At 64.9% G+C, this 22,641-nt stretch carries 14 protein-coding genes and 1 tRNA gene; 9 read left to right on the forward strand and 6 right to left on the reverse strand.

Translation table 11 applies throughout. The annotated features are described in order from the left end of the window. The 3 genes from I2H31_RS21200 to I2H31_RS21210 all read right to left on the reverse strand — a co-directional run. Positions 1–881 (reverse strand): TIR domain-containing protein (locus I2H31_RS21200; RefSeq protein WP_196295061.1); only part of this gene is annotated, 881 nt, incomplete at its 3' end. A gap of 112 nt (positions 882–993) precedes the next feature. Then, positions 994–3,042 (reverse strand): HelD family protein, encoded by a 2,049-nt coding sequence (locus tag I2H31_RS21205; RefSeq protein ID WP_196295062.1) that lies wholly within the window; start codon positions 3,040–3,042, stop codon positions 994–996. Positions 3,043–3,326: 284 nt separating this feature from the next. Continuing rightward, a complete protein-coding gene (locus I2H31_RS21210) occupies positions 3,327–3,683 on the reverse strand; it encodes a hypothetical protein (RefSeq protein ID WP_196295063.1) in 357 nt (118 codons plus the stop codon). Positions 3,684–3,962: 279 nt separating this feature from the next. Here I2H31_RS21210 and I2H31_RS21215 point away from each other — a divergent pair, with 279 nt between their 5' ends. After that, positions 3,963–4,646: a hypothetical protein gene (locus I2H31_RS21215; protein WP_196295064.1), complete on the forward strand. Its 684-nt coding sequence runs from the start codon at positions 3,963–3,965 to the stop codon at positions 4,644–4,646. 237 nt (positions 4,647–4,883) lie between these two features. Here the strand turns inward: I2H31_RS21215 and I2H31_RS21220 are convergent, their stop codons facing one another. After that, positions 4,884–5,744: a T9SS type A sorting domain-containing protein gene (locus I2H31_RS21220; protein ID WP_196295065.1), complete on the reverse strand. Its 861-nt coding sequence runs from the start codon at positions 5,742–5,744 to the stop codon at positions 4,884–4,886. Here I2H31_RS21220 and I2H31_RS21225 point away from each other — a divergent pair, their 5' ends adjacent. Genes I2H31_RS21225 through I2H31_RS21245 form a run of 5 tightly spaced genes read left to right on the forward strand, consistent with a single transcriptional unit; the run spans position 5,745 to position 17,953 of the window. Then, complete coding sequence (locus I2H31_RS21225) at positions 5,745–6,458, forward strand: type I restriction endonuclease subunit R (protein ID WP_196295066.1); 714 nt, start codon at positions 5,745–5,747, stop codon at positions 6,456–6,458. A 30-nt stretch (positions 6,459–6,488) separates the two neighbouring features. Next, positions 6,489–9,080, forward strand: coding sequence for a hypothetical protein (locus tag I2H31_RS21230; RefSeq protein ID WP_196295067.1), 2,592 nt, complete (start codon positions 6,489–6,491; stop codon positions 9,078–9,080). 42 nt (positions 9,081–9,122) lie between these two features. Then, positions 9,123–13,013 carry a DEAD/DEAH box helicase gene (locus tag I2H31_RS21235; protein WP_196295068.1) on the forward strand — a complete coding sequence of 1,297 codons (3,891 nt, stop codon included), beginning with the start codon at positions 9,123–9,125 and terminating at the stop codon, positions 13,011–13,013. A 22-nt stretch (positions 13,014–13,035) separates the two neighbouring features. Next, positions 13,036–15,096 carry a DUF1998 domain-containing protein gene (locus I2H31_RS21240; protein WP_196295069.1) on the forward strand — a complete coding sequence of 687 codons (2,061 nt, stop codon included), beginning with the start codon at positions 13,036–13,038 and terminating at the stop codon, positions 15,094–15,096. Positions 15,097–15,115: 19 nt separating this feature from the next. Next, positions 15,116–17,953, forward strand: a complete 2,838-nt coding sequence (locus I2H31_RS21245; protein WP_196295070.1) for a helicase-related protein — start codon at positions 15,116–15,118, stop codon at positions 17,951–17,953. Between the two features lie 252 nt (positions 17,954–18,205). Here I2H31_RS21245 and I2H31_RS21250 read toward each other — a convergent pair. Next, a tRNA-Gly gene (locus I2H31_RS21250) sits at positions 18,206–18,278 on the reverse strand. A gap of 93 nt (positions 18,279–18,371) precedes the next feature. Here I2H31_RS21250 and I2H31_RS21255 point away from each other — a divergent pair. Genes I2H31_RS21255 through I2H31_RS21265 form a run of 3 tightly spaced genes read left to right on the forward strand, consistent with a single transcriptional unit; the run spans position 18,372 to position 20,279 of the window. After that, the gene (locus I2H31_RS21255; RefSeq protein ID WP_196295071.1) at positions 18,372–18,641 is read left to right on the forward strand and encodes a hypothetical protein; all 270 of its coding nucleotides are present in this window, start codon (positions 18,372–18,374) and stop codon (positions 18,639–18,641) included. Between the two features lie 29 nt (positions 18,642–18,670). Beyond that, entirely contained in the window at positions 18,671–19,216 is a 546-nt protein-coding gene (locus I2H31_RS21260) for a GNAT family N-acetyltransferase (RefSeq protein ID WP_196295072.1), read from the forward strand. 22 nt (positions 19,217–19,238) lie between these two features. Further along, positions 19,239–20,279, forward strand: coding sequence for a hypothetical protein (locus I2H31_RS21265; RefSeq protein ID WP_196295073.1), 1,041 nt, complete (start codon positions 19,239–19,241; stop codon positions 20,277–20,279). Positions 20,280–20,346: 67 nt separating this feature from the next. Here the strand turns inward: I2H31_RS21265 and I2H31_RS21270 are convergent, their stop codons facing one another. Next, a complete protein-coding gene (locus I2H31_RS21270; RefSeq protein ID WP_196295074.1) occupies positions 20,347–22,608 on the reverse strand; it encodes a B12-binding domain-containing radical SAM protein in 2,262 nt (753 codons plus the stop codon). Positions 22,609–22,641 lie beyond the last annotated feature (33 nt).

Below are 22,641 nucleotides of genomic sequence, written 5' to 3' on the forward strand. Positions count from 1 at the left end.
ATGGCGCAGTCGGCCTGGGCCAGCGCCTCGCCCGTGCGCGCCCGGTACTCGTCCTCGTCGAGCGGGCAGTCGAAGTTGGGCACCACCCGCAGCCCCGCCTTGGCGCACACCAGCGCCAGCTCCTCGCGCCGCCCCGCCAGCTCCTTCGACGTCCACGCCAAAAACACCACCGGCCCCGTGGCCGACGTAACAACCGGCGCGGCTTCCACTGCGGCTGCGGCGCCGGCCAAAACGGGCGCGGCCGCCGGCGGCGCATAGGCAGGCAGCGGCGGCGCGGCGGGCTGCCGGGCGGCGGCCACCAGGTCCTTGATGGCGTTGGCCACCTTATTGATTTGGTTGCGGTAGAGCAGCCCGCCCGCTGGGCGCGGCAGTTCATCGTCCTTCGGCCGCAAGGGGCGGTTGACGCCCAGCTCTTGGTAGACGAAGTCGATGCTGCGCAGCGGCCCGCCCATGGTCTGCTCGAGCAGGCGCACGTCCTCAGAATCCAGGTTATGGATGCGCAGCGGCAGCACCCGCGAGCCCACGTTGCCGCTGGCCAGGCGCAGGTGCAGCCCAAGGGGGTCGGTTTGGGCCAGCTGCAAAAAGGGCATAAACTCGTGCTGCCAGGAGTAGCGCGCCGTGTCGCAGTAGGTGAGCGAAAGCAGGGGAATCAGAATCAGCGCCCGCAGGCGGTGGTCCAGGCTGGCGTTCACCTGGTGGGTCTCGCCCAGCCCGTCGGCCGGGTTCTGGTCGAAGTAAATTCGCAGCTCCCCCTTCACCGTCGCCCGCAGCTCGTCCTTCAGGTGCTGCACGAACTCGCTCACCCACCCGTCGAACTGGTTGTCGTTGTGCCGGTAGCTGATGAAAATGTCGTACTCGTATTCAGGACTTGAGGGGGCCATGCGGGGTAGAACGAAGGGCCCGCCGCCATACCGGCCGCGGGTCCATCAAATATAGCGGCTTCGTAGACTTATGCCAAGTCAGACTATAACCGCGCCCGCCGCGCCGCACCTGTCAGCCCGCCAGAAAAGTGGTGCGCTCGCCGGCGTGCGTGAGCGTGAGGCGGTGCATGGCCCGGGTGCAGGCAATGTACAGCATGCGCTTATCGACTTCCGTGTGGTAGTTCCCGGCCGATACAAACGGCACGATGACCGCATCAAACTCCAGTCCCTTCGCCAGGTGGGCCGTGGTGATGACCACGCCTTCGCGGAAAGCCGTGGACTCGTCGGTGAGCAGGTACACGCCGGGGCCCTGCAGCGCCTCGTGCACCTGCTCGGCCTGCTTCAGGGTTTTGCAAATGATGCCCAGCGACTGCGGGGCCGAGCCAGGCGCCGCCGTCAGCATTCCCTGCAGGGCCTGCAGTTCCTCGGCCGCACTCCCGAACCCGGCCACCACGGGCGCGGGGCCGTGGCGCTCCAGCGGGATGATGTCGGGGTTGGGCGCGAGGCGCTGGGCGAAGGCTGTAATTTCCACCGTGGAGCGGTAGCTGCGGTAGAGCTTCACCACCTCGGCCTGCGGAAACACGCGCTCGATGGTTTCGGCCGACGACGCGCTGTAGGGGTTCACCGTCTGGCTCACGTCGCCGAGAATGGTTTTGCGGCACGAAAACAGCCGCCCCAGCACGGCGTACTGCACGGGGGTGTAATCCTGCATCTCGTCCACCAGCAGGTGCTTCACGTGGTCGTAGGCGGCGGAGCCTTCCAGCCGGATGCGCAGGTAAATCAGCGGAAAGACGTCGGCGTATTCCAGGCTCGTGCCGGGCTCGTAGCGGAACAGCGCCGGCTGGCCCAGCCAGCGGTAGAAGTCGCGGTAGAAATCCAGCACATTATTGAATTTGAACATGCGCGGAATGGCTTCGCCGATGGTGGCTTTCTCGCCCCCGCTGAGCTTGCGGCCGGTGGCGGCGCGCACGTGGTTGCGCACGTCCTCGGCCACCAGCGCAAAGCGCTTCAGCAGCGGCACCCGGTGGTAGGCCCGGAACCGCGCCTGCAAAAACGCCAGCGGCACCACCGCGCTGCCCACCCGCAGCGCGGCCCCGGTGAAGTAGTGGTTTTCGACGTGCAGCAAATACTGGTTGAGCTGGCCCAGAAACTCAAACGAGGCCTTGAACCGAATGCGCTCGACGAAGGCCGGGGCGGGCGTTTCGAGCAGCGCCGATACCTGCTCAAAAAACGTCTGGAACGGGTACTGCTGGCCGAGCAGGTCGGCGGCCAGCTCCTCCATGCCCAGCTCGGGCAGGTGCTCTTCGCCCAGCTCGGGCAGCACGTTCGAGATGTAGTCGGCAAACACCTTGTTGGGCGAGATGATGAGCACGTCGCGGGCCGCCAGGGTTTCGCGGTAGCGGTAGAGCAGGAAGGCGATGCGGTGCAGGGCAATGGAGGTTTTGCCCGAGCCGGCCACGCCCTGGATGACCATGACCGGCGCGGTTTCGTTGCGAATCACCGCGTTCTGGTCGCGCTGAATGGTGGCGACGATGTTTTTCATCTTGTCGTCCGACGACTTGGCCAGCTCGCGCTGCAGCACGTCGTCGTGGATGTTCACGTCGTTTTCGAGCATGAATTCCAGCCGCCCGTCCCGAATCTTGTACTGCCGCTTCCGCCCGATGGCGCCGTGGATGACGCCGGACGGCGTGGCGTAGAAAGCGTCGCCCAGCTCGAAGTCGTAGAACATGGACGAGATGGGCGCGCGCCAGTCAAAAATCAGCCCCCGCCGCCGCCGCTCGTCCATGAAGGAATGCACGCCGATGTACACCGGCGTGGCCTCCCGGCTACCGCGCGGCGCGAAATCGATGCGGCCAAAGTAGGGCGACTGGGCCAGCTTCATGAGGCGGCGCTTGCGGCCCACGGCGGCCTCGCCCGTGAAGGCCATGCGGTTGATGGACTGGTCGGCGGCCACCAGGTCGGCCTCGTCCAGGCCGGACTGGTGCTCGTGGAGGTACTGCTTTTTCTCGCGCAGCTCGGCCGACTGCTGCCGCACGGCGTCGTCGCCGCGGCGGATGGCCAGCGCCAGCTTCTCCTTGATTTCTTCCAGGTACTCTCGTTCTTCTTGCTCGGTGGCGTTCATTTCCGCGGCTCTTGGTAAATGGCCCGCAAAGGTCAGCGCAAACGGCGGTTCGCGGCATCGGCGGGGCAGGGGCCGTGGGGTCAGGCGTAGTGGTCCGCGTCGGAGGCACGCGGGTGCTGGCGCTCGTGCCGCGGCAGGATGACGGCGCAGGCACCGCGGGCGACCAGCGCCGCCACGAGCGGGTCGGCATCGTAGCCGTGGTTGGCGATGAGGCAGGCCGGGGCCAGCCCGTTAGCCGTGACAAGGCCTGCGGGGCGTTGTGGCGCTGGCTGGCTAGCTGGCCGTCAGGCACCCGCGCACGAGCGTCCCTGAGCGAAGGCAACGGCTTCGGCCGCGGTGTCAAAAGGCCATTTGGTTTCGTTGTCGTAGCTCGACACCACGTACCGCCCTTGGTAGAAGTACAGGCACGGCGACTCGTCGCTCACCAGCGACCCACGGGCCCGGGACGAGCCGGGCAAACCCAAGCCCAACCGGCCCAGGCTCACGTAGGGCCAGGCCCGTCGCAACACAGCGAACCGGCCGCAGCGGTCCACCAGTTCCGCGGCTTGTTGCGGGTGGAAATGGGCAGGAAATCCCAACAGGTGCTTCCGGACCCAGGCCCATTGCCGGCCTTGTGGCGTGTAGTCAAACCGAACTTGCACGAGCTGGTTGGCACGAAGGCCCTTCCTGGACTGCTTCAACATGGTACGAATAAAGCCTCATTCAGTTGAACAGCGCGTTAATGTTCGTTTACCTCTCGGCTGAACTGCCCGAAAAATATCTTTTATGCAATGGGGGAAGAAGGCTAGGATAGCCCCTCCATGCAATTCAGGGAGGATTAGCACTTAGCCCAGATGGTCGCGTTGCCGCCTTTGTCGACTGCAGAAACCCTTGCCGATGGTCCACGTTGATTTGGCATCAACCATTTCAACGCTTAGCGTATGGCAGATGCGGCAAACCGTACCGATGACCTCTTGGAACGGGTCAATCAACTGGAAAAACAAGTAAAGCGCCAGCGCCTGGCGGGGGCGGTGGGGGGCCTGCTCCTGCTGGGCATTGGCCTCAGCAGCTGGGTGGCCAAGGCCCCCGCCTACCTGCGGGTGCGCGGCCTCACCGTTGTCGACGCCCAGGGCCGGGCCCGCATCCTGCTCGGCGCCCCGGCCGAAACCGCCGGTCGCCGACGCAAAGACGCCGCCACGGCCTCGCTGGTGGTGCTGGGCCCGCGGGGGCAGGACCGGGTCATTCTGGGCGAGGCGCCCAATCCTGTGCTTCACGGCAAGGTTTACCCGCGCATTGCCGCTTCCTACGGAATGACCATCCACGACTCGACCGGCCAGGAGCGCGGCGGCATGAGCTTTCTCGACAACGGGCGCGGCGTCATTGCCCTGGACCGGCAAAATCAGGACGCGGTGGAGATGATAGTGAACGACCAAAGCGGCTTTGCGGGGCTCACCATGAACTACGAGCGGCCTTTTGGCCAGTACAAGGAGGCCGTGCGCATCGGCACGAAAGGCCCGCAGGTGTGGTGGGCCCTGTCCGACACCGCCGAGGCGGAGCGGGCCAGCCTCTGCATCCAAAATGCCCAAGCCCCCAAGCTCGTCCTAAAGCCGGCGGGAAGCAAGTAAGCCCGGTTTTACTCCATTTCATGCTCCTGCAAATGCGCCGCGTTTTCCAGCCGGCTTCCTTTTCTTCCTGATTCCACTGGCTAGAGGCAGCAGACGCGCCCGATGGTGCTCGTCCTCCTGTTGGGGATGGTGTTTTGACTAAATTGACTGTTGCCAGGAACTACGCCTGATATTACCCATCAAGACAATGCGCCGGCCAACCCATTGGAGTACTGGGTTACTGAGCAAAACCGGCGCTTACTCCACCAGCAGGCGCAGGGTGCTGGGGCCGCTGCGCACCACGTACACGCCGGCCGCCAATCCGGCCGGCAGCGCCTGCTGGGCCGTGCCCGCCGCATCAGCCGGGGCAGCGGCTACCAGGCGGCCCAGCGCATCGAAGAATTCCACCGGCGCCCCGGCCGAAATGCCCCCCATCGTCACCGTTCCGTGGGCCGGATTGGGGTAGAGCGTGAGCAGCGGTTTGCCACTCAGCGTCACGGCTTGGACGGGCGAGTAAATGGCTGTGCCGTCGAGGTCTATTTGCCGCAGGCGGTAGTAGATGGGCGCAGGGCTGGTGCTGGTTTTGGGGGCCTGGCTGTCCAGGTAAGCGTAGTCCGTGGGACTGGTTTTAGAGCCTTGGCCGGCTACTGAGCCAATTCTATCAAACTGCTGCCCGTTCAGGCTGCGCTCGACTTCAAAGCAGGCGCTGTTCTTTTCGCTGGCGGTGCGCCAGTTCAGTTGCACGTTCGGCGCTTTGGCTGTGGCGGTGAAGGCCGTCAGCTCCACGGGCAGCGGGGCCGTGTTCTCGTTCAGGCGCACGGCTACGGTGGTGGCGCCGCTGGTGGAAGCCAGGTCGAGGTCACCGTCGTTGTCCACGTCGGCCAGCGTCACAAAATTCGCTCCCCCGGCTACCGTGCCATTACTGCTGGGCGTAGTGAAAATGCCGCTGCCGTTGTTGAGCCGTATCGAAATCCCGGTGCTGCCGCCGGCCACCAGGTCCAGGTCACCGTCGGCGTCCACGTCGCCCAGGGCCAGACTGATGGGGCTGGCGGCTACTGCCACTTCTCCATTGGCCGCGGTGGCCGGTGGCGCTACTACAAGCTCGCCACCAAGGCCCACGTGGAGGACGACAAGGAGTATGAGAAAGGCCCCGTGGTGCGCCTGCTCAGCCAGTTCGTGGACCTGACGGACCACGCCAGCGAGCTGAAAAGCCGGCTCATGCTGGCCCACTTCCATCAGCACACCCAGAAGGCCCTCAAGGGCCGGGCGCGGGGCACGGTCGTCACCCGCTCGCGGCTGCACGCCGTGCGCTATAAGCGAAAATTTGATGAGTTGATGGCCGAGCTGAATCTACCTTACCGCGCCCTGGTGGCCTTTTCGGGCACCGTGACTGCCCCCGACACCGGCAAAGACTACACCGAAGTCGGCCTGAACGGCCTCGACGGCAAAGCCAGCATCGAGGCCGCCCTGAAGCTACCGCGCTACCGCCTGCTCATCGCCGCCAACAAGTTCCAGACCGGCTTCGACGAGCCTCTGCTCCACACCATGTACGTCGACAAAAAGCTCGGCGGCATCAGCATGGTGCAGATGCTGAGCCACCTGAACCGCACCACCCGCCACAAGCACGACACGCTGGTGCTGGACTTCGTGAACGGCCCGGAAGACGTGCAAGCCGATTTCCAGGGCTACTACGAAAACAACTTCCTGCCCGAGGACCAGCAAACCGACCCCAACGCCCTCTACGACGGGCGGGTCGCGGTGCAGGCCCTGTCCGTGGTAATTAGGATTTTGCGCCTAGCCATTCGTACTTTTCACGCCCTTCGCCACAACTAGGTATTCGTTGATTTAATTTCTACCCAATTAATGCGAGACGACTTGTACGCTGCACGCCTCCGTGCGCAGCTCGTGGCCCCCATGCGCCAAAGCTGGGACCTGGAGGCAGTGCCGCTGACCGATTTTGAGTGGCTGAACGCGGGGCTGCTGGTGCGGCACCGGCAGTTGCCCGCCACCGAGCGGCCACAGCCCTTGTTTGTGGCCCTGCCGGCACACAGCACCGACTTGGGTACGGGCTTGCGGGCCGCCGCGGCCGCCGCTTGGCTGGCGGGGCACGAGCCGCCGATTGGGCTGGCAACCCCTCTCCTACGGCCCGGCGACCACGTGTTTCACGACGAAACCATCTGGAAAGTGGAAGGGGCCTCCGATGCGGCCGGCAAAGTGCCCCTGCGGCGGGTGAGCGACAACCGGGCGCGCAGCGTGGCCGCTACGGCCTGCCGCAAGCTGGCCGCGCCCTTCGAGTTCGCCGGCTTGCTGGATGACAATCGGGCCGGCTTCCGCTACGTGCATTACCAGGCCTGGCTGGAAAAGCTGCTGGCCGGCACCCGCCAGGCCCAGCGCCTGTTTCGGATGGCGGACAAGGACAGCATTCCGCGGCCACACGGCGGGCTCACCATTGTGGTAGCTCCGGCCGATGCGTTCCGCCATTTTGAAGAAACCGTGCTAGAGAAAGTGCCCGGCCTGCCCCTGTGCTGGACCCGCCGCCTGGGCGGCGGCCTCAGCAAGCAGCTGTGGGGCCTGCCCTTCGCGGCTTCCATCACCGTGGTGGCCTCTGTAGCGGAGGCGCTGGAGCTGCGCACCCAACCTCGGTTTTCGACCATCAAAAACTGGCACCTGAGCGTGGTGGGGAAGGCCGCCGTGGGCAGTTCGCTGAACGTGGCGCAGTTGGTGCAAGCCTATGCAGGCCAGCAGTGGGCCAGCCTCACCTTTTGGGGTCCCGACCTGGGAGTGGGCGAAACGCCGGGCTGCGTGGTCTGGCCGTGGTCGCGCACGGAGGCCCTGGGCCCCCACCACCGCCCCGCCCCCGTGCACCTAACCATTGTGCCCCTGCCCGCGCCGCCTGCACCCGGTTTGGCCGTGCGGGTGGCAGCGGTGCGGCAGGTGCTCGACGGGCTGGGGCTCGTGAGCGAAGCGGCCCCTCTGGCCGTGCGCCTGCCCCTGGTGTGGCACCTGCTGCACCGCTGCCTGCGCTACGCGCTGCCGCCAGCCGGCACCAGCAGCCACGCCCGCGCTTACCTGGCCGAGCTGGCCCGGAAGGTAGCCGAATGCCTGGAAAGCGAAGAGCTGGAAGATGCTTTTGACGATGCCAACCGCTGGCGCGACCTAAAGCCTGCGCGCACGGCTCTGCAAGCGGCTTTTGCCGACCTGCTGGACTACTTTCAGGACCACAGCCCCAAATACGACACCCTGCGAGCGTTGGCCGCTGACGCCTTGGACGAAGGCCGGCCCGTGGTAGTGGTGGCCGACCGCGAAACGCTGGTGGCCACGCAGGCCGTGTGGCGCGGCGTGCGCGGCGTGGAAGTGCTGCCGCTGCTAAACGGGGCCGACAACGTGCGTCAGCGCCTGCGCAAAGGCTCTTTCTCTTCCGACGCCGTACTGCTAGTCCCCTTCCTCTTCAACCGCGACCAGTTGGCCGAGCTGCAAACGGCCCCCTGCCCCGTGCGGCTGGTGTTGCTGGCCGGCGTGGAGGACGGATTGTATGCCCGCACGCAGGCCAGCTTGCACCAGCAGGAGCAGGCCCAGCTGCGCGCCGGTGGCCGGGCCACCGTGCTGGGCCAGACCTATGAGCAGTTGGTGCCGGCCACTGAAGTAGCGCATCCTGAAAATGCCGCGCCTGACGGGGCCAACGGGAAAGCCGCTGTCACGGCGGGCCAGCTCGACTATTTTGATGAGCTATATGCCGTGGGCGAAGCCCGCTACGCCAGTGAGCGGCAGCGCGGCCGGGCCAGCGGCCAGCTCTTCGCGATGGCCTTCGCCGATGGCTACCGCACCGAACTGGACGGCCATACGCGGGTGCTTCGGCGCGAACCCGCCGAAACTGAAAACGGCCAGGCCAACCTGGTTCCCTGCCAGGTAGATGAGCTGCAGGACGGCGACCGCATTATTTTCTACGAAAACGACCAGCCCAAGCTCATTGCCCAGATTTTGCGCCAGCACGACCGCAATGGCCTCGTTGGGCGCATCGACCAAGCTTCGGCGGTGTGGCAGGAAGCCTTGCAGCAGCTAGCGGCGCACTATCCTGGCACCTCAGCGCTGTACACTGCCCTGCAGGTGCATGGCGGCCTGGATGTGGGACTGCAAACGCTGCGCCATTACCTGGAAGGCAAACGGCGCTTCCCCGGCGACCCCACCACACTGCCCGCCCTGCTGAAGCTGGCCCGCCACGTGGAGCTATTGGACTGCCGCCTGCTACAGCCCGGTGAGGCGGAAGAGGTGCGTCACTGCCGCACCAAGTTTCATCAGCTAAGCATTGCCTTGGGCAAAGGTTTGAGCGAGGAGGTGCTGCGCTACCGGCTGACCGGGGCCAAGGGCAGCCTGCTAAGCAAGCTGGAACCCGATACGCTAGAGCTGGTGCTGCTGAGCGCTGTGGAGCGCACCGTGTACCGCATCAGCCCGCGCTAAAATACCCGCCAACATCATTCATCCCTTTTTCTCTGCAGAGCCATGCCGACTGCCGCCGCACCGCGCGACTTCTTCACTCACCGCCTCGAAAGCTCGTTGTTGGGACCGGGCAGTGATACCTATACCGGCGACCCGGCAACCGAAGTGCTGGATGATTTCCCCTTGCAACGCTATTACACTGGCATTCTCTTCCCGGACCGAGCCGCGGAGCAAGACCCTGGCACCGACGAGGAAGAATACGCCCGGGCCAATCTGGCCGATGAGCCGGACGAAGCCGATGACAACGAGCCCACCGGTGCCGAAATACACCCCGAGGCCGGCGTAGCCGCCGATGGCATACCAGCCCCGGTGCCCGCCGATGCCCCCGAGGGCCGGGATGAATATGCCGCCGCCAACCACTACTTCCCGAGCAATTTGGGCCTGACCTGTTGCGTGCCTGCCGCAGCCGGGCAGCTGCGCGTAACGGTGCGCGGCGCCAGCTACCGGCCCTGGCAGGCGGGCCGCGACCACCTGGCGGTGCGGCTGGCCCCCAATGAATGGGCGCGCCTGCAAGCGGCCCTTTCCGGAACGCTGCGGCAGAAGCTGGCTTACGACGAGCCGAGCACAACGCTGGCGCTGGTGGCCGCCCCCAAGGGCAACAGCCGCCGCAACCGCAGCGAGGATTTCGCCGAAGTCGACCGCCTGGGGGCCAAAGCCAGTGAGCTGCGCAACAGCCCCGGCGTAGCCGCCCTCGACAAGCTGCTGCGCCCCGCCAACCGCCTCTGGCAGCGGCAGCCCTTTGAATGGACGTTTCTGGCCGACCTCAACCAATCGGAGACCAAATACACCGCCGGGGCCGACGGCCCGGAAGGGCTGGTGTGCTGGGTAAAAACCTACACCGTCGCCGCCGAGCCCCAGCGCGGAGAACCAGCCCGACGCTACATTAAACTACTGGTGCATAATGCAATAGAGCAGCATCCGGCGCGCGAGTTCAGCAATGCCAACGAGAAGCTGAACGAAAAAAGCCGCTTCCAGGTAACCGTAGCGGCGAGTCTACCCGATGGCACCGCACTGCTACCCTACAAGCCCGACTTCAACCGCTTCACGGCCGGCGACCAAGAAGCGGCCATTCTGAATTATCAATACCGCGACTGCCCTTCCTACGGCATTGGCCACGGGGCGGCGGCGGCATGGGAAGGTAGCCCGGCCAACCCGCCAACGGAGTTACGCTCCACTTTCCTGCCGACGGTGGACGTGCCCGGCGTGAGCACGGTGCCGCGGCCCGCCGCTACCGCCGCACAAAACCAAGCCATGGTTGAAGTGCTGGACCTGCGCAACCTTTCGCATTGGGGCAAGGCAGCCTATCCGGCCCAGCGCCTGCAGGAACTCCTGACGTTGTTCCTCGACGAGTACGCCGCCTGGACGCGCCGCCAGGCCGCCGAAGCCCGCCAGGAGCCCGTGAACGAAGACTGCTACGAGCCGCTGCTGACCAACCAAGCCGAAGCCCTGCACCGGATGCGCCACGCGGTGACGCTGCTGGGAAGCGACCCGCGCGTGCTCGACGCCTTCCGCCTGGCCAATACGGCCATGCTCTTGCAGATGATAGTATCGGATGACCTGGCTTATGCGGGCGAGCCCAAACCCTACGACGATTTTGTGGCGCACCACGCCGCCACGAACTATACCGGGCTGGAAGGGTTTCGCAACCACCCGGGGCGGCGGGCGCGGGGCGGCCATATTCCGTTCAGCTATCGGCCTTTTCAATTGGCTTTCCTGCTCATCAGCCTCAATTCGGTGACGGTGAATGAGGCGCGGGCGGCGGGAACCGCTACCCAAACGACGGCCGACCGGTTGCCCGACCGGGAGCTGGTGGACCTCATCTGGTTTCCGACCGGCGGCGGCAAAACCGAAGCCTACTTAGCCGTAACCGCGCTGGCGATTATCTGGCGGCGCTGGCACGGAGGAGAGCGCGGGCAAAAGGGCGTGGCCGTGCTCATGCGCTACACCCTGCGGCTGCTCACGACGCAACAATCAGAGCGGGCCAGCCGGCTGATGTGCGCGCTGGAATTTCTGCGCACGACGTGGCGGGACGCTACCGGCCGGAAGGTACTCGGCCGCGAGCCGCTCACGCTGGGCTTGTGGGTGGGCCAGGCCACCACGCCCAACACCCGCGCCGAAGCCGGCCAGGCCTACGAGGACCTGCTGGAAGAAATCCGGCAGACCAATTACCAGCTAAGCCGGTCCAAAGCGAAGCCCAAAGCGGGGGACTACACCCGCAAACCCAGCTTTCAGAAAAATGTGTTTCAACTGGCCTCGTGTCCGTGGTGCGGCTGCGAAACCATCAGCATTCAGCGCGGCCAGTACCACACCGGCTTCGACGCCACCGGCCAACTCACCTGCCTGAACGAGCGCTGCCACTTCGGGCAGCGCGATGCCGCGGGGCAGGCCACGCACCCAGTGCCAGTGAGCGTGGTGGACGAGGAGCTGTATAAGCACCCGCCGACCCTGCTTTTTGCCACGGTTGATAAGTTTGCCATGCTGCCGCATAAGGAGAAAGCGGGGCTGTTTTTCCGGCAGGCCGGCACGGCGCCTCCCGGGCTCATCATTCAGGACGAACTGCACCTGTTGAGCGGTCCGCTGGGGTCGCTCACCGGGTTGTTTGAGCGCGTGGTAAAGGAATTGTGCACCGACCCGCTGGGCCAGCGCCCGCCCAAGATTATTGCTTCGACGGCGACCACCCGCAACACGGCGGCCCAGGTGCGGGCGTTGTACGACCGGCCGGTGGCCATTTTTCCGCCGGCTGGCATTCGCTACGACGATTCGTTTTTCGCCTACAACACCGCCGAAAGCCAGCGCCGCCACGTGGGCGTGATGGCCACCGGTAAAACCAACCTCGACATGCAGTTGCAGTTGGTTTCGCTGCTACTGCTGGCCCGCACCGAGGCCTGGCGCGCCCTGCGGCCCACCTACGCCACCGAGGCCGACGCCCTTGCCCGCCTGGACCGCTACTGGACCCTGGTGCTGTACTACAACAGCCTGCGCGACGTGGGCAAAATGTATAACAAAGTCAGTTCGGAGGTTTTTGGCCTGCTGCAGGCCGCGCATCAGCACTGGAACCTGGACGGCCCCGGCCAGCAATGGCCCTACTACGGCCTGATGAGCCGGACCCGCGAGCTGACCAGCCGCGTGGAAAGCAACAAAATCAAGGACGCGCTGCACGAGCTGGGCGAGCCCCTGAAGCTGAACGCGGCCGACAGTGAGCAGCGGCGGGTGGTGAGCGGTGTGGATTTGGTACTGGCCAGCAATATGTTGTCGGTGGGCATCGATATTGGCCGCCTGAACCTGATGGTGCTGTGCGGACAGCCGCGCAACAGCGCCGAATACATTCAGGCCAGCTCGCGCGTGGCCCGCAACGACCAGGGGCTGGTGTTCAGCCTGCTAGACGCCAACCGCGCGCGCGAAAAATCCATTTTTGAGCAGTACACCGGCTTCAACCAGACCTACTACAAGCACGTCGAGCCACTCAGCCTGACCCCGTTCACGCCCCAAACGCTGGACCGCATGCTCAACAGCCTGCTGGTGACCTGGGTGCGGCACTACAAGGGCCAGCCCGCCGCGGCGTTTGAGCTGGAAATGGCCACCGCCCTGGGCGAGCTGCTGGGCGAGCAACTCACCGCCGATTCCGCGCTGGCGGCCAACCTGCAAGCCCGCCTGGCCAACCTGGCCGAAGATTGGCTGGCCAAAAAGCAGGCCGGCCGGAGCGTGGACAAACCCCTGCACTACAAGAACAAGCGGCACAATACCCCGCTGCTCAGCAAAGAGCCCGGCGAGCCCCACCACCCCAACTACTGGAACCTGCCCACCTCCATGCGGGAAGTGGACACGGAAACGACGCTGGGCTTCCGGCCCGAAGCCGAGCCCGTGGCCGCCGCGCCCGCCCTGCCAACCATCTAGCGACTTTCTTTTTTGCCAACCGATGCCTGCCACTGATTCCTTACAAACCCGCAAGCTGTGCAGCGCCTATGGCGGCGTGGGCTCGCTCATTGAGTCGCGCCTGGGAGCCCTGCGCATCCTGCCCGCCAACGAATGGCCTTACCTGCGCGGCCAGAACCCCCGCGCCTACCGCGAGGAAAACCGCCTGAACGATATGCGGCTCCTGGCCCGCCTGCGCTGCCTGTTCCCGGAACTGCGCCGCCTGGCCCGTATGCCCTCCAACCCACCGCTGGCATTTGCGGGCGCCCCCAGCCGGCCCCGGGTGGCCGTGGATTTTTTCCCGAAGTGGATGTACTGCCCCAGCTGCGCCCGCTTCGACCACCACGCCAACTGGCGCCGGCAATGGTACCTGACGGCCACCCGCAAGACGGCTTTTGAAGTAAGCCGCTTTGAGGACGCGCCGCGCTGCGACTACTGTTTCCACAACGACAAGCTGAGCGGCCCGGCCCGCTGGCAAACGCTGGAGCAGGTGCGCTTCGTGATGACTTCGCCGGCCGGCAGCATTGCCGATGTGCCGTGGCCACACTGGGCGCTGCGGCATCGGCAGGAAAAAGAAGCGACGGCTCCTGAAATGATGGCCGATGATGCAAACGCGCCCGATGAAGCCGGGGAAGCCAGCACCACCACGCTGGCCATGCGGCGGGACGTGCCCAAAGGCACGGAGCTGTACTACCGCACATCGGGCCGCCTCAACGACCTCAAAGGCATCACCATTGAGGCGCGGCGACGGCTGGCTGATGGCGGCACCGAGCGCCTGGGCAGCGCCACGCTGGCGGGCTTGTTTGGCCTGCGGGTGCCGGAAACCGATATGGAGGAGTACGGCGTGGCGCGCCCCCGCCGTGGCGTGCCAATGAAACCGGTGCTGCGTGCCAGCAACAGCGTGTACTACCCACACATCGTGCAAAGCCTCTACCTGCCAGGCGAGCAGCCGGAGGTAGTGGGGGCCGAAGCGGATGGTCCTTCGACCATCCGCTTCGGCCTTACACCGGAAATGGCGCAAGTCCTTAAGGAAAACCACGAGGACGAGATGCCGGTGCACCGCAACCTGAACCGGTTGCTGACCAAACACGGCATTGAGCTGAGCCCGGAGCAATTTGAGCAACTCCGCGCCGCCGATTTTATCGTTCCGGAGCCCATTTCCGCTATGCCGCCCGTGCCCGAAGCCAGTCAGCCGGGGGAGGAAGACTATCGCCGGGCCGAATACCGCTACCTCACCACGGAAGCCACCCCAGCGGATTCCAAGGAGCTCCTGCTGCGCCCGCTCGATTTGGCGGTCCAGCTGCCCGGTCTGGGGCCGGCCTGGCAGCTGGACCGCCTGAAAATGACGGCTGTGCAAACCTCTTATACCCGGCAGCAGCCGCTGGACCGGGATGCCATTCTGACGCAGGATGAGAAAGGCAGCCCGCTGAGCATCCGCCGGCGTTTCACCTTCAAGTACGGTCTCAAAACCCACACCCTGCTCGGCGTGGAAAGCTACGGAGAAGGCCTGTTCTTTACCCTGGATGCCGAACGGCTGCAGCAGTGGGAAAACAAGCCGGCCGTGTTGAAAAGGCTCGACCAATTACTGGCCAACCAGAAAGCCTTGTCGGCGGGCTCGCCGGGCGCAGCGCGCAAAGCCACGGCCCGCTTCGTGCTGCTGCACACGCTCAGCCACCTGCTGGTGCGTGAGCTGGAGTTTCAGTGCGGCTATCCAGCCACCTCCTTGCAGGAACGGCTGTACGTAGGACCGGGGATGCAGGGCCTGCTCATCTATACCATTGCCGGGTCGGAGGGCTCGTATGGCGGGCTGGTATCGCTGGGCCGCACCGGCAAGCTGCCCGGCTTGCTAAAATCGGCCCTGCACCGGGCCACCGACTGCGCGGCCGACCCCATTTGCTGGCACACCGATGCACAGGGCCAGGGCGTGGGCGGGCTCAACATGGCCGCTTGCGCGGCCTGCGCGCTGCTGCCCGAAACCTCGTGCGAGGAGTTCAATTCGCTGCTGGACCGCCGGCTGGTGGTTGACAAAGACTTCGGCTATTTCCGCGAGTTGCTACACCAATAGCTTCACCTATCGTACGCGCATGCCCCTCGTCGAAACCCCGCTCCTGCTCGGCCGCGATGCCGCTGGCCGCCTTGCTTACGGAGCGGGGCCGGGTGTGGGCATGGCCTTCATTGAAGGATATTTTCCGCAGGCGCAACGGGTGCTACGGATAGCGACGGCGTACTTCACGCTACGGGGCTACCAGCTGGGCCGGGAGCACATTGCGCAGCCTGCCCAGTTGCGCATTTTAGTGGGCCACTCCGAGGAGAAACACGCTTACGAGGCCGTGGTGGACGAGATACTTGCCGAGCTCGGACAGTGCCAGACCGACCTGATGCGTACCGTAGCCGACTTGCTGCAGCGCATCCGCACCGGGCAGTTTTTTATTCGGGAAGCCCGCTCCATGCGCGTGCCCTTTCACTGCAAGTTTTACCTGATTGACGAGCAGGTGCTGTGGCACGGCTCCTGCAACTACACCTACAAAGGGCTGAAAATAGCAGCCGAGCAGGCCAGCGCCAGCCATGAGTCAGTTGAAATACAGGCTTGGATTACCTGGTACGACGAGGTGGCGGCGCAAGCGCACGATTTGCTGCGCGAGCTGGAAGAGCGGCTGAACAAGTGGTACCTCCTGGCTACTCCGTTTGAAGCTTACCTCAAGATGCTGCAGTTGCTCGACCATTTGCCCGAGTTGCCGCAACGGCCTGGCGTTTATCCACCCACTTTTTACCAGCGTGGGGTTATTGCTCGGGCACTGCGCCAAGAGCGGCAATACGGTGGAGCCTTGATAGTGGCGGCCACTGGCTTGGGCAAAACCATTATCGGAGCCGAAATAGCCGAGCGTTTGCAACTGGCTGGGCACATCAAACGAACCGTATTGATTGCCCCGGCGGGGGTAAAGCGCGAGTGGCATCAGCAGCTGGCGGGCCGCGATGTGAATTATAGCTTCTACACCTCGCAGGTCATTTTTCGTGACACCTCCGACCAGCCTCACCACCGCATATATGAGCTGGAGCAGGAAATTCAGCGGGCCGACCAACACACGCTGCTTCTGATTGACGAAGCGCACTTCTACCGCAACCAGTTGCTGGTAGATGAGTCGGAGCGCCGGGCCATCCGCAGCCGGGTGTACGAGCGCATCCGGCCGCTGCTGGCCAATGGGGCCCGCGTGGTGCTGCTCACGGCCACCGTATACGGCACCAGCCTGAAAAACCTCGACAGCCTGCTGCACTTGCTCCCGCCGCAGCACGATACTGCCACCGGCACCAGTCAGCCCTGGAAGGCTACTTCGGCCGAAAAGTTCTTGCACCTGCCGGTGGTAACGGTGCTGGGCCTGCCGCACGTGCTGCGCCTGGCCAATGAGCGCGGCGACGTGGATGAGCACGGCCGGACGTTCATCCAATTTGCCCACGAGCGGCGCTACCTGCCTCCCTTCCTACGGCTGCGCACCGAAACCTACCGCTTGCTGCTACAGCCCGAAATGGAGCAGGCCGCCGACGCCCGCTGCTTTGACCAGCAGTACAAAGTCATGCAGTCGTTTTTTGTCGATGAGGTGGCCCAAACCCAAGTGGGCCTGACCGACGCCGTGTACAACAGTACGCTGGGCAGTTGGCTGAGCTCACCGGCCGCGGTAGCGGTGTCGTTGGACAAAAACCTGCATTCGCTGGGAGCCGATGGCCAGCGTCCCGCCGGGAAGCGCCCGCGCCGAGGAGCAGCCAAATATGAGTCTCCTTTATTTCTACCAGCCGATGAGCGTGGCAAGTACCTTGAGCCACTACTGACGGTTTTTCGAGGCAGCGGAATAGCCCGGGATGCCAAATACCAACTGCTGGCTGGCATCGTGGCGCGCCACTGCGTGGCCACGCGTGGCAAGGTGCTGATTTTCGTCAACCGCTTGTCTACAGCAATTTACTTAAAACAGGCTTTGCGCCAAGAGTTTGCTGATGTGCGAGTGGGCTGCACGGTGGTAAGCAGCCGGGGCGTGGTGCGGCTAGCTTCGGCCGACTTGCGTAGCGCCGAGCTGCGCGGGTTTTCGCCCAAGTCGCACTACCCATCTACCGGCCCTGATAAGTACGAAGTGCTGATTTGCACCGATGCCGACGGCGTGGGGGTCAATCTGCAGGACTGTGCCACCGTCGTCAACTACGACCCACCCGGTGGGGCCGATGTGCTGTTTCAGCGCGTGGGGCGGATACTGCGCATGACGACGGCACCTGACCGTGACGTGCACGTGTACACCTTGCTCCCCACTATCCTTGAAGAAACAACCAACGAAAGCCGGCTAGCCCAGAGCATTCGCCGGTTATTTGAACGAATGACGCAGCGCCACGAGAAATCACGGGGTATCATGGGGTCGGCGGCCTTTACAAGCAGCCCACGAGTGGATATTGCCCTGAACGGCGACATCGATGCCCTCCACTTTGTGAGGCAAGATGAGCTGCTGACCGAGGTAGGCGGCTCAGGCGCAGCATCTTTTCTGACCCACAGCGCCACCCTAGAAAAACACCGGGCTCAAGCCAGCCAGCTCCCCGCATATTTATTGAGCACAAAGCTGTATGCCCGGGCCCAGCACCGAGTTGTCGTACTGATTCGGCAGGGCCCCTCTTACCGGTTGATTTGTTATAACTATCGGCAGCAACAGTTAGAGAGTTTTCAGGATTGGGAGCTGCTTGATTGGATAAGATGCGACAGCGCCGCACTGAAAGCTCCCGTGCCGGCTGAACAGGTAGAACATGCCGCGAACGAGGCAGTACAACGATGGGCCACCGAACAGCAATGCAGCATAGAGGACATCACCAAGCTTAGCGCAGTGTATCTGCTACCTGCTAATGCCAGAGCTAACCAAGTACGGCAGCTTATCAGCAGATTGGCTAAGTCTTAGCTGTAACGAACGACAGCTAGCTGCACAGTTACCAAGGATGAATTGGCACGCCCATTTACGAAAATGAGGAAAACCGATATGACAGCTATTGCGAACTGAAATTACCACTTAGTAGAACTTATCAAGGGAAATTGCCATGCTAGTGCATACTCTTATCTAATATTTCAGCCATCCATCAACTGTAGGCCCCACCGTAGGCCCCAAAACCAAAACAGCCACCTAGCGCCCCGGCTAAATGGCTGTTTCTGAATGAGCGAGAAACGAGGTTCGAACTCGCGACCCTCAGCTTGGGAAGCTGATGCTCTACCAACTGAGCTACTCTCGCGGGGTGACTTGGTGATACGAAATTACGCCAAAGAACCGGATTCGCAACCGGGGCCCAACCCCGCCTTCCGGGCCCGCGTAAGAACCAGACACGATGCCTACCCCACCGCTCCCGCCCGCTACGCGCCGTTTGGTTGGCCTGCTGCTCATGCTGAGCGGGGGGCTGCTGGGCCTGGGGATGCTGCTGAAAGTGTACGTGGCCGTGTACATGTGGTACGCCGGCGGCAGCCAGAGCCCGCAGGCCCTGCTGCTCTCGGCCTACCTAGTGGGCCTGCTGGCCAGCGGCCTGCTGGTGCGCATGGGCCTGCAAATGCGCCGCGGCGACGGCGACCACCGCGACCCCAACGCCAACGAGATGCTGTAAATCACCGGCCACTGCCCCACCTTTGTGCCATGTCATCTCCCCTGCGCATTTCCCTGGCCAAGGCCAACGCTGCCACCGCCGCCCAACTGGCCGACCTGGGCCGGCAAACGTTTCAGGACACCTTTGCCGCCAATAATGCCCCGGCCGACATGGCCGCCTACCTGGCCGAAAACTTCGGCCCGGATATTCAGCTGGCCGAGCTGCAGGACCGCGAAAACACCTTCCTGCTGGCCCACATGCAGGCCGAGCTGGTGGGCTACGCCAAGCTGCGCGACAATTCCGCCCTGGGCCTGACCGATGGGCAGCACCCGGCCGGACGCCTCGAAATCGAGCGCCTCTACGTGCGCGACGACTGGCAGGGCACCGGCCTGGGCGCGGCCCTCATGCGCGGCATTCTGGCCCTGGCCGAACAGCTGCACTGCACGGCCGTGGTGCTGGGCGTGTGGGAGAAAAACGACAAGGCCCGCGCCTTCTACCAGCGGTTCGGGTTTCGGGAAATTGGCCAGCACGAATTCCGGCTGGGGCAGGACGTGCAAACGGACCTTATTCTGCGCAAGGGGCTGGCCGGGCGCTAACCCGCTACTTTTGGGAATGCCTATGCCCGATTTGATGCGCCTTCGGATGCGCCGCGCCGCGACGGGCCTGCTTGGGCTGGCCCTGGCCGCGGCCGCCTGCCAGTCGCCGTCTGACCGCGCTGGTTCTCCAGCGCCCCCGCCCGTGGGGCACTACGCCGGCAGCCTCAGCCGGCCCGGGCGGCCCGAGCTGCGCGTAGCGCTCGACATTCGCCACCCCAGCCCCGGCCACTACGAAGCCGAACTGACCGTGCCCGCCGCGCCGGCCCTGAGCTTCGTGGCCGACACCGTTATTTTCGCCCAGAACCAGCTGCGCCTCGCCCGCCCCCTGCGCCCCGGCCAAACCCTGGCCCTGACCCTGGAGGGCGACTTCTGGCGGGGCACGGCGGGGCTCGATTCGGCCACGGCCACGGCCGTGCTGCTCAAGCGCGGCGGGCCCTTGCCCAGCACCTACCGCGTGGAGGAAGTGCCGCAGGCCGAGGGTTCGGCCTGGCTGTATGCCCCGGCCGACGTGGGCATGGCCGGCCCCGCGCTGGCCCTGCTGCCCGATTCGGCCACGGGCGCGGCGGCCCCCATCTGGGCCGATGCCTTGGCCCGCGAAGGCATCATCGTGCTGGTACTACCCGCAACCAACACCGCCAGCCCCGAGGCCGACGCTACCCAGCTGCTCGCGGCCCTGCGCCTGCTGCGCAACACGGCCGGGGCCGACACCGCCCACCTGGGCGCCTGGGCCGCCGGGCCCCGGGCGGCCGCGCTGGCGCAAGCCTTGGCTGCCCCTGCCGCCCCGCGTGCGGCCTACCTCATTGCCCAAAATGCCCCGCTCGACGCCGCTGCCCGAGCCGCTTTCCGGCAGCTGAAGGGCCGCAAGCTGCCGGTGCTGGGGCTGTGCGGTGGCCCCGCAGCAGCCCCGCAAGCGGCGGCCCTGCGCGGCGCGCTAGGCGGCCGAAGCGCTGCTGTACGGGCCTACCGCACGGCCGGCGCCGACCTGCTGGTGCCGGGCGAGCCGAGCCGGCAGTTGGGCCCGGGCCTGCCCGCCGACGTGGTGCAGTGGCTGCGCAGCCGGTAGCCTGCACTGCCTCCGGTTACTTTTTCTACGTTCTCTCGCCTGCTCCGGTCCAGCTGTTTACCATCAGTTACACCAGCAACAAGCCCTTTTCGCGCAGCAGCTGCCAGGCCGGGCCTTGCAGAAAAGCCTCAAACGGGCCTTCCGACTGCGGGAAGGTGGCCGCCGCGTCGCGCAGCAAAACTTTGGCGTCGTAGTCGTGGCTGAGCTGCAGCAGGAGCTGGTGCAGCCAGCGGCCGGCGGCTTCGGTGGTTTTCACTTCAAAATCCTCGGCCTGCTCGTAGCAGGTGAGCACGGCTCGGGGGGCCTTTTTGCCGGGTTCGAGGCGCAGCTCGGGGGCGTTGCCCAGCCAGAACAGGCGCTGGTTCTGGCGGGCGAAGTCGGGCTTGTCGGGCGCCTGCAGGGCCTGCTGCACGAGGTGGCGCGGGGTGGTGGGGCGCGGGGTTTTGAAGTCGAACCAGCGGGCCAAGGGCTCGTCGAGGGCCACGTGGTGCAGGTAGTTGTAGAGCGACTTGGCCAGGCCGGGGCCGAAGGCTTCGTGGTCGGCGCCGAGGGGGTCGTCGTGCCAGAGGTCGTTCCAGGCGAAGCCGGCGGGCTCGGGACCGACGGCCTGCACCTGGTATTTCGCGGGGTTTTTGCCCACGGGCGAGTGCGCCGTCATCGAGAAGCGGTGCCAGTAGCCGCTCTGCACCACGCCGGCGGCGAAGAGCTGGCGCACCACTTCGAGGCTGTCGATGGTTTCCTGAGCGGTTTGGGTGGGAAAGCCGTACATCAGGTAGGCGTGCACCATGATGCCGGCCTGGGTAAAGCCGTCGGCCACGCGGGCCACCTGGGCAATGGTGACGCCCTTTTCCATGAGCGCCAGCAGCCGGTCGGAGGCCACTTCTAGGCCGCCGCTCACGGCGATGCAGCCCGACGCGGCCAGCAGCCGGCAAAGGTCGAGCGAAAAGGTTTTCTCGAAGCGGATGTTGCCCCACCAGGTGATGGGCACGCGGCGCTTGAGCAGTTCCACGGCCAGGTCGCGCAGGGCCAGCGGCGGGGCGGCCTCGTCCACGAAGTGAAAGCCGGTCTGGCCCGTTTGCTGAATGATTTGCTCGATGCGGTCGACCAGCAGGGTGCTGGGCGCCGTTTCGTATCGCGAGATGTAGTCCAACGTCACGTCGCAGAACGAGCAGCGCTTCCAGTAGCAGCCGTGGGCCACGGTGAGCTTGTTCCAGCGGCCGTCGCTCCAGAGGCGGTGCATGGGGTTCAGCACCTCCAGCACCGAGAGGTACTCGGTGAGGGGCAGGTCGGAGTAGTCGGGGGTGCCCACTTCGTGGTGAGGCACGTCGGGAAACGGGTGGTTGACGTACTCGATTTCGCCCTGGTTGTTCCTTAAAAACGTGCGCTGTAGGGGCGGGGCTTGCCCCCGCCCGTCGTCGGACAAAACAATTCCTCCAATTGCAGGCGGCGCAGACGTCCGGGCGGGGGCAAGCCCCGCCCCTACCTGTTCTAATATCCGCAGCCAGGGCCCTTCGCCATCGTCCAACGTCAGAAAGTCGATGTAATCAAAGAAGCGGGGTTCTTGGATGGTGCGCAGCTCGGTGTTGGGGTAGCCGCCGCCCATGATGGTCACGGTTTCGGGGCTGAGGTGCTTGATGTGCTTGGCCAGCCGCAGCGCGCCGTAAAGGTTGCCGGGGAAGGGCACGGTGAAGCCCACAATGTCGGGCCGCACGCGCTGCAAAAGAGGCTCCAGCTCCTCCAGCAGCATGGTGTCGAGCAGGCCGGGGGCGGCTTCCAGCTCGCGGTGCAGGGGCTCGAAGCTGGTGGCGGAGAGGGCCAGCTTCTCGGCGTAGCGCGAAAAGCCAAAGTGCGGCCCCACGGTTTCCTTGAGCAGGTCGGCCAGGTCTTCGAGGTAGAGGGTGGCCAGGTGGCGGGCCTGGTCGGTGAGGCCCATGGTGCCGAAGGCGGTTTCCAGGTCGGCCACGTTGTCGAAGCGGCTGGCTTCGGGCAAAAAGCGGCCGTGGCAGATGCGCGGGGCCAGGGTGAGGTCCTTGTTTTGGAGGAAGCGGATGACCGGCCCGATGGTGGCGAGGTAGCGGTTTTGCAGGCGCAGCATGCGCCGGGCGTTGTCGCTCAGGTCAAAACTTCCGGCTTCAATTTCCTGAAAAACCCGTTTCAGCCCGGCCCCCGAAAACAGCCGCAGCACCAGCTGCAGGCCCAGGTCGGCCTGCGTCACGGCGTAGCCGCGCCCGCCCAAAAAGCCCTTGATGTAGGCCGTGGCCGGGTACGGGGTATTCAGCTGCGTGAGCGGCGGCGTGAGCAGCAGGATGCGGGGCGAGGCAGTGGGCACAGTGGCAAGTAACCCGGCCGGGGCGGCCAGGGT

Origin of the sequence: Hymenobacter ruricola, from assembly GCF_015694525.1 — a bacterium.
In the GTDB taxonomy this organism is placed as follows: Bacteria; Bacteroidota; Bacteroidia; order Cytophagales; family Hymenobacteraceae; genus Hymenobacter; species Hymenobacter ruricola.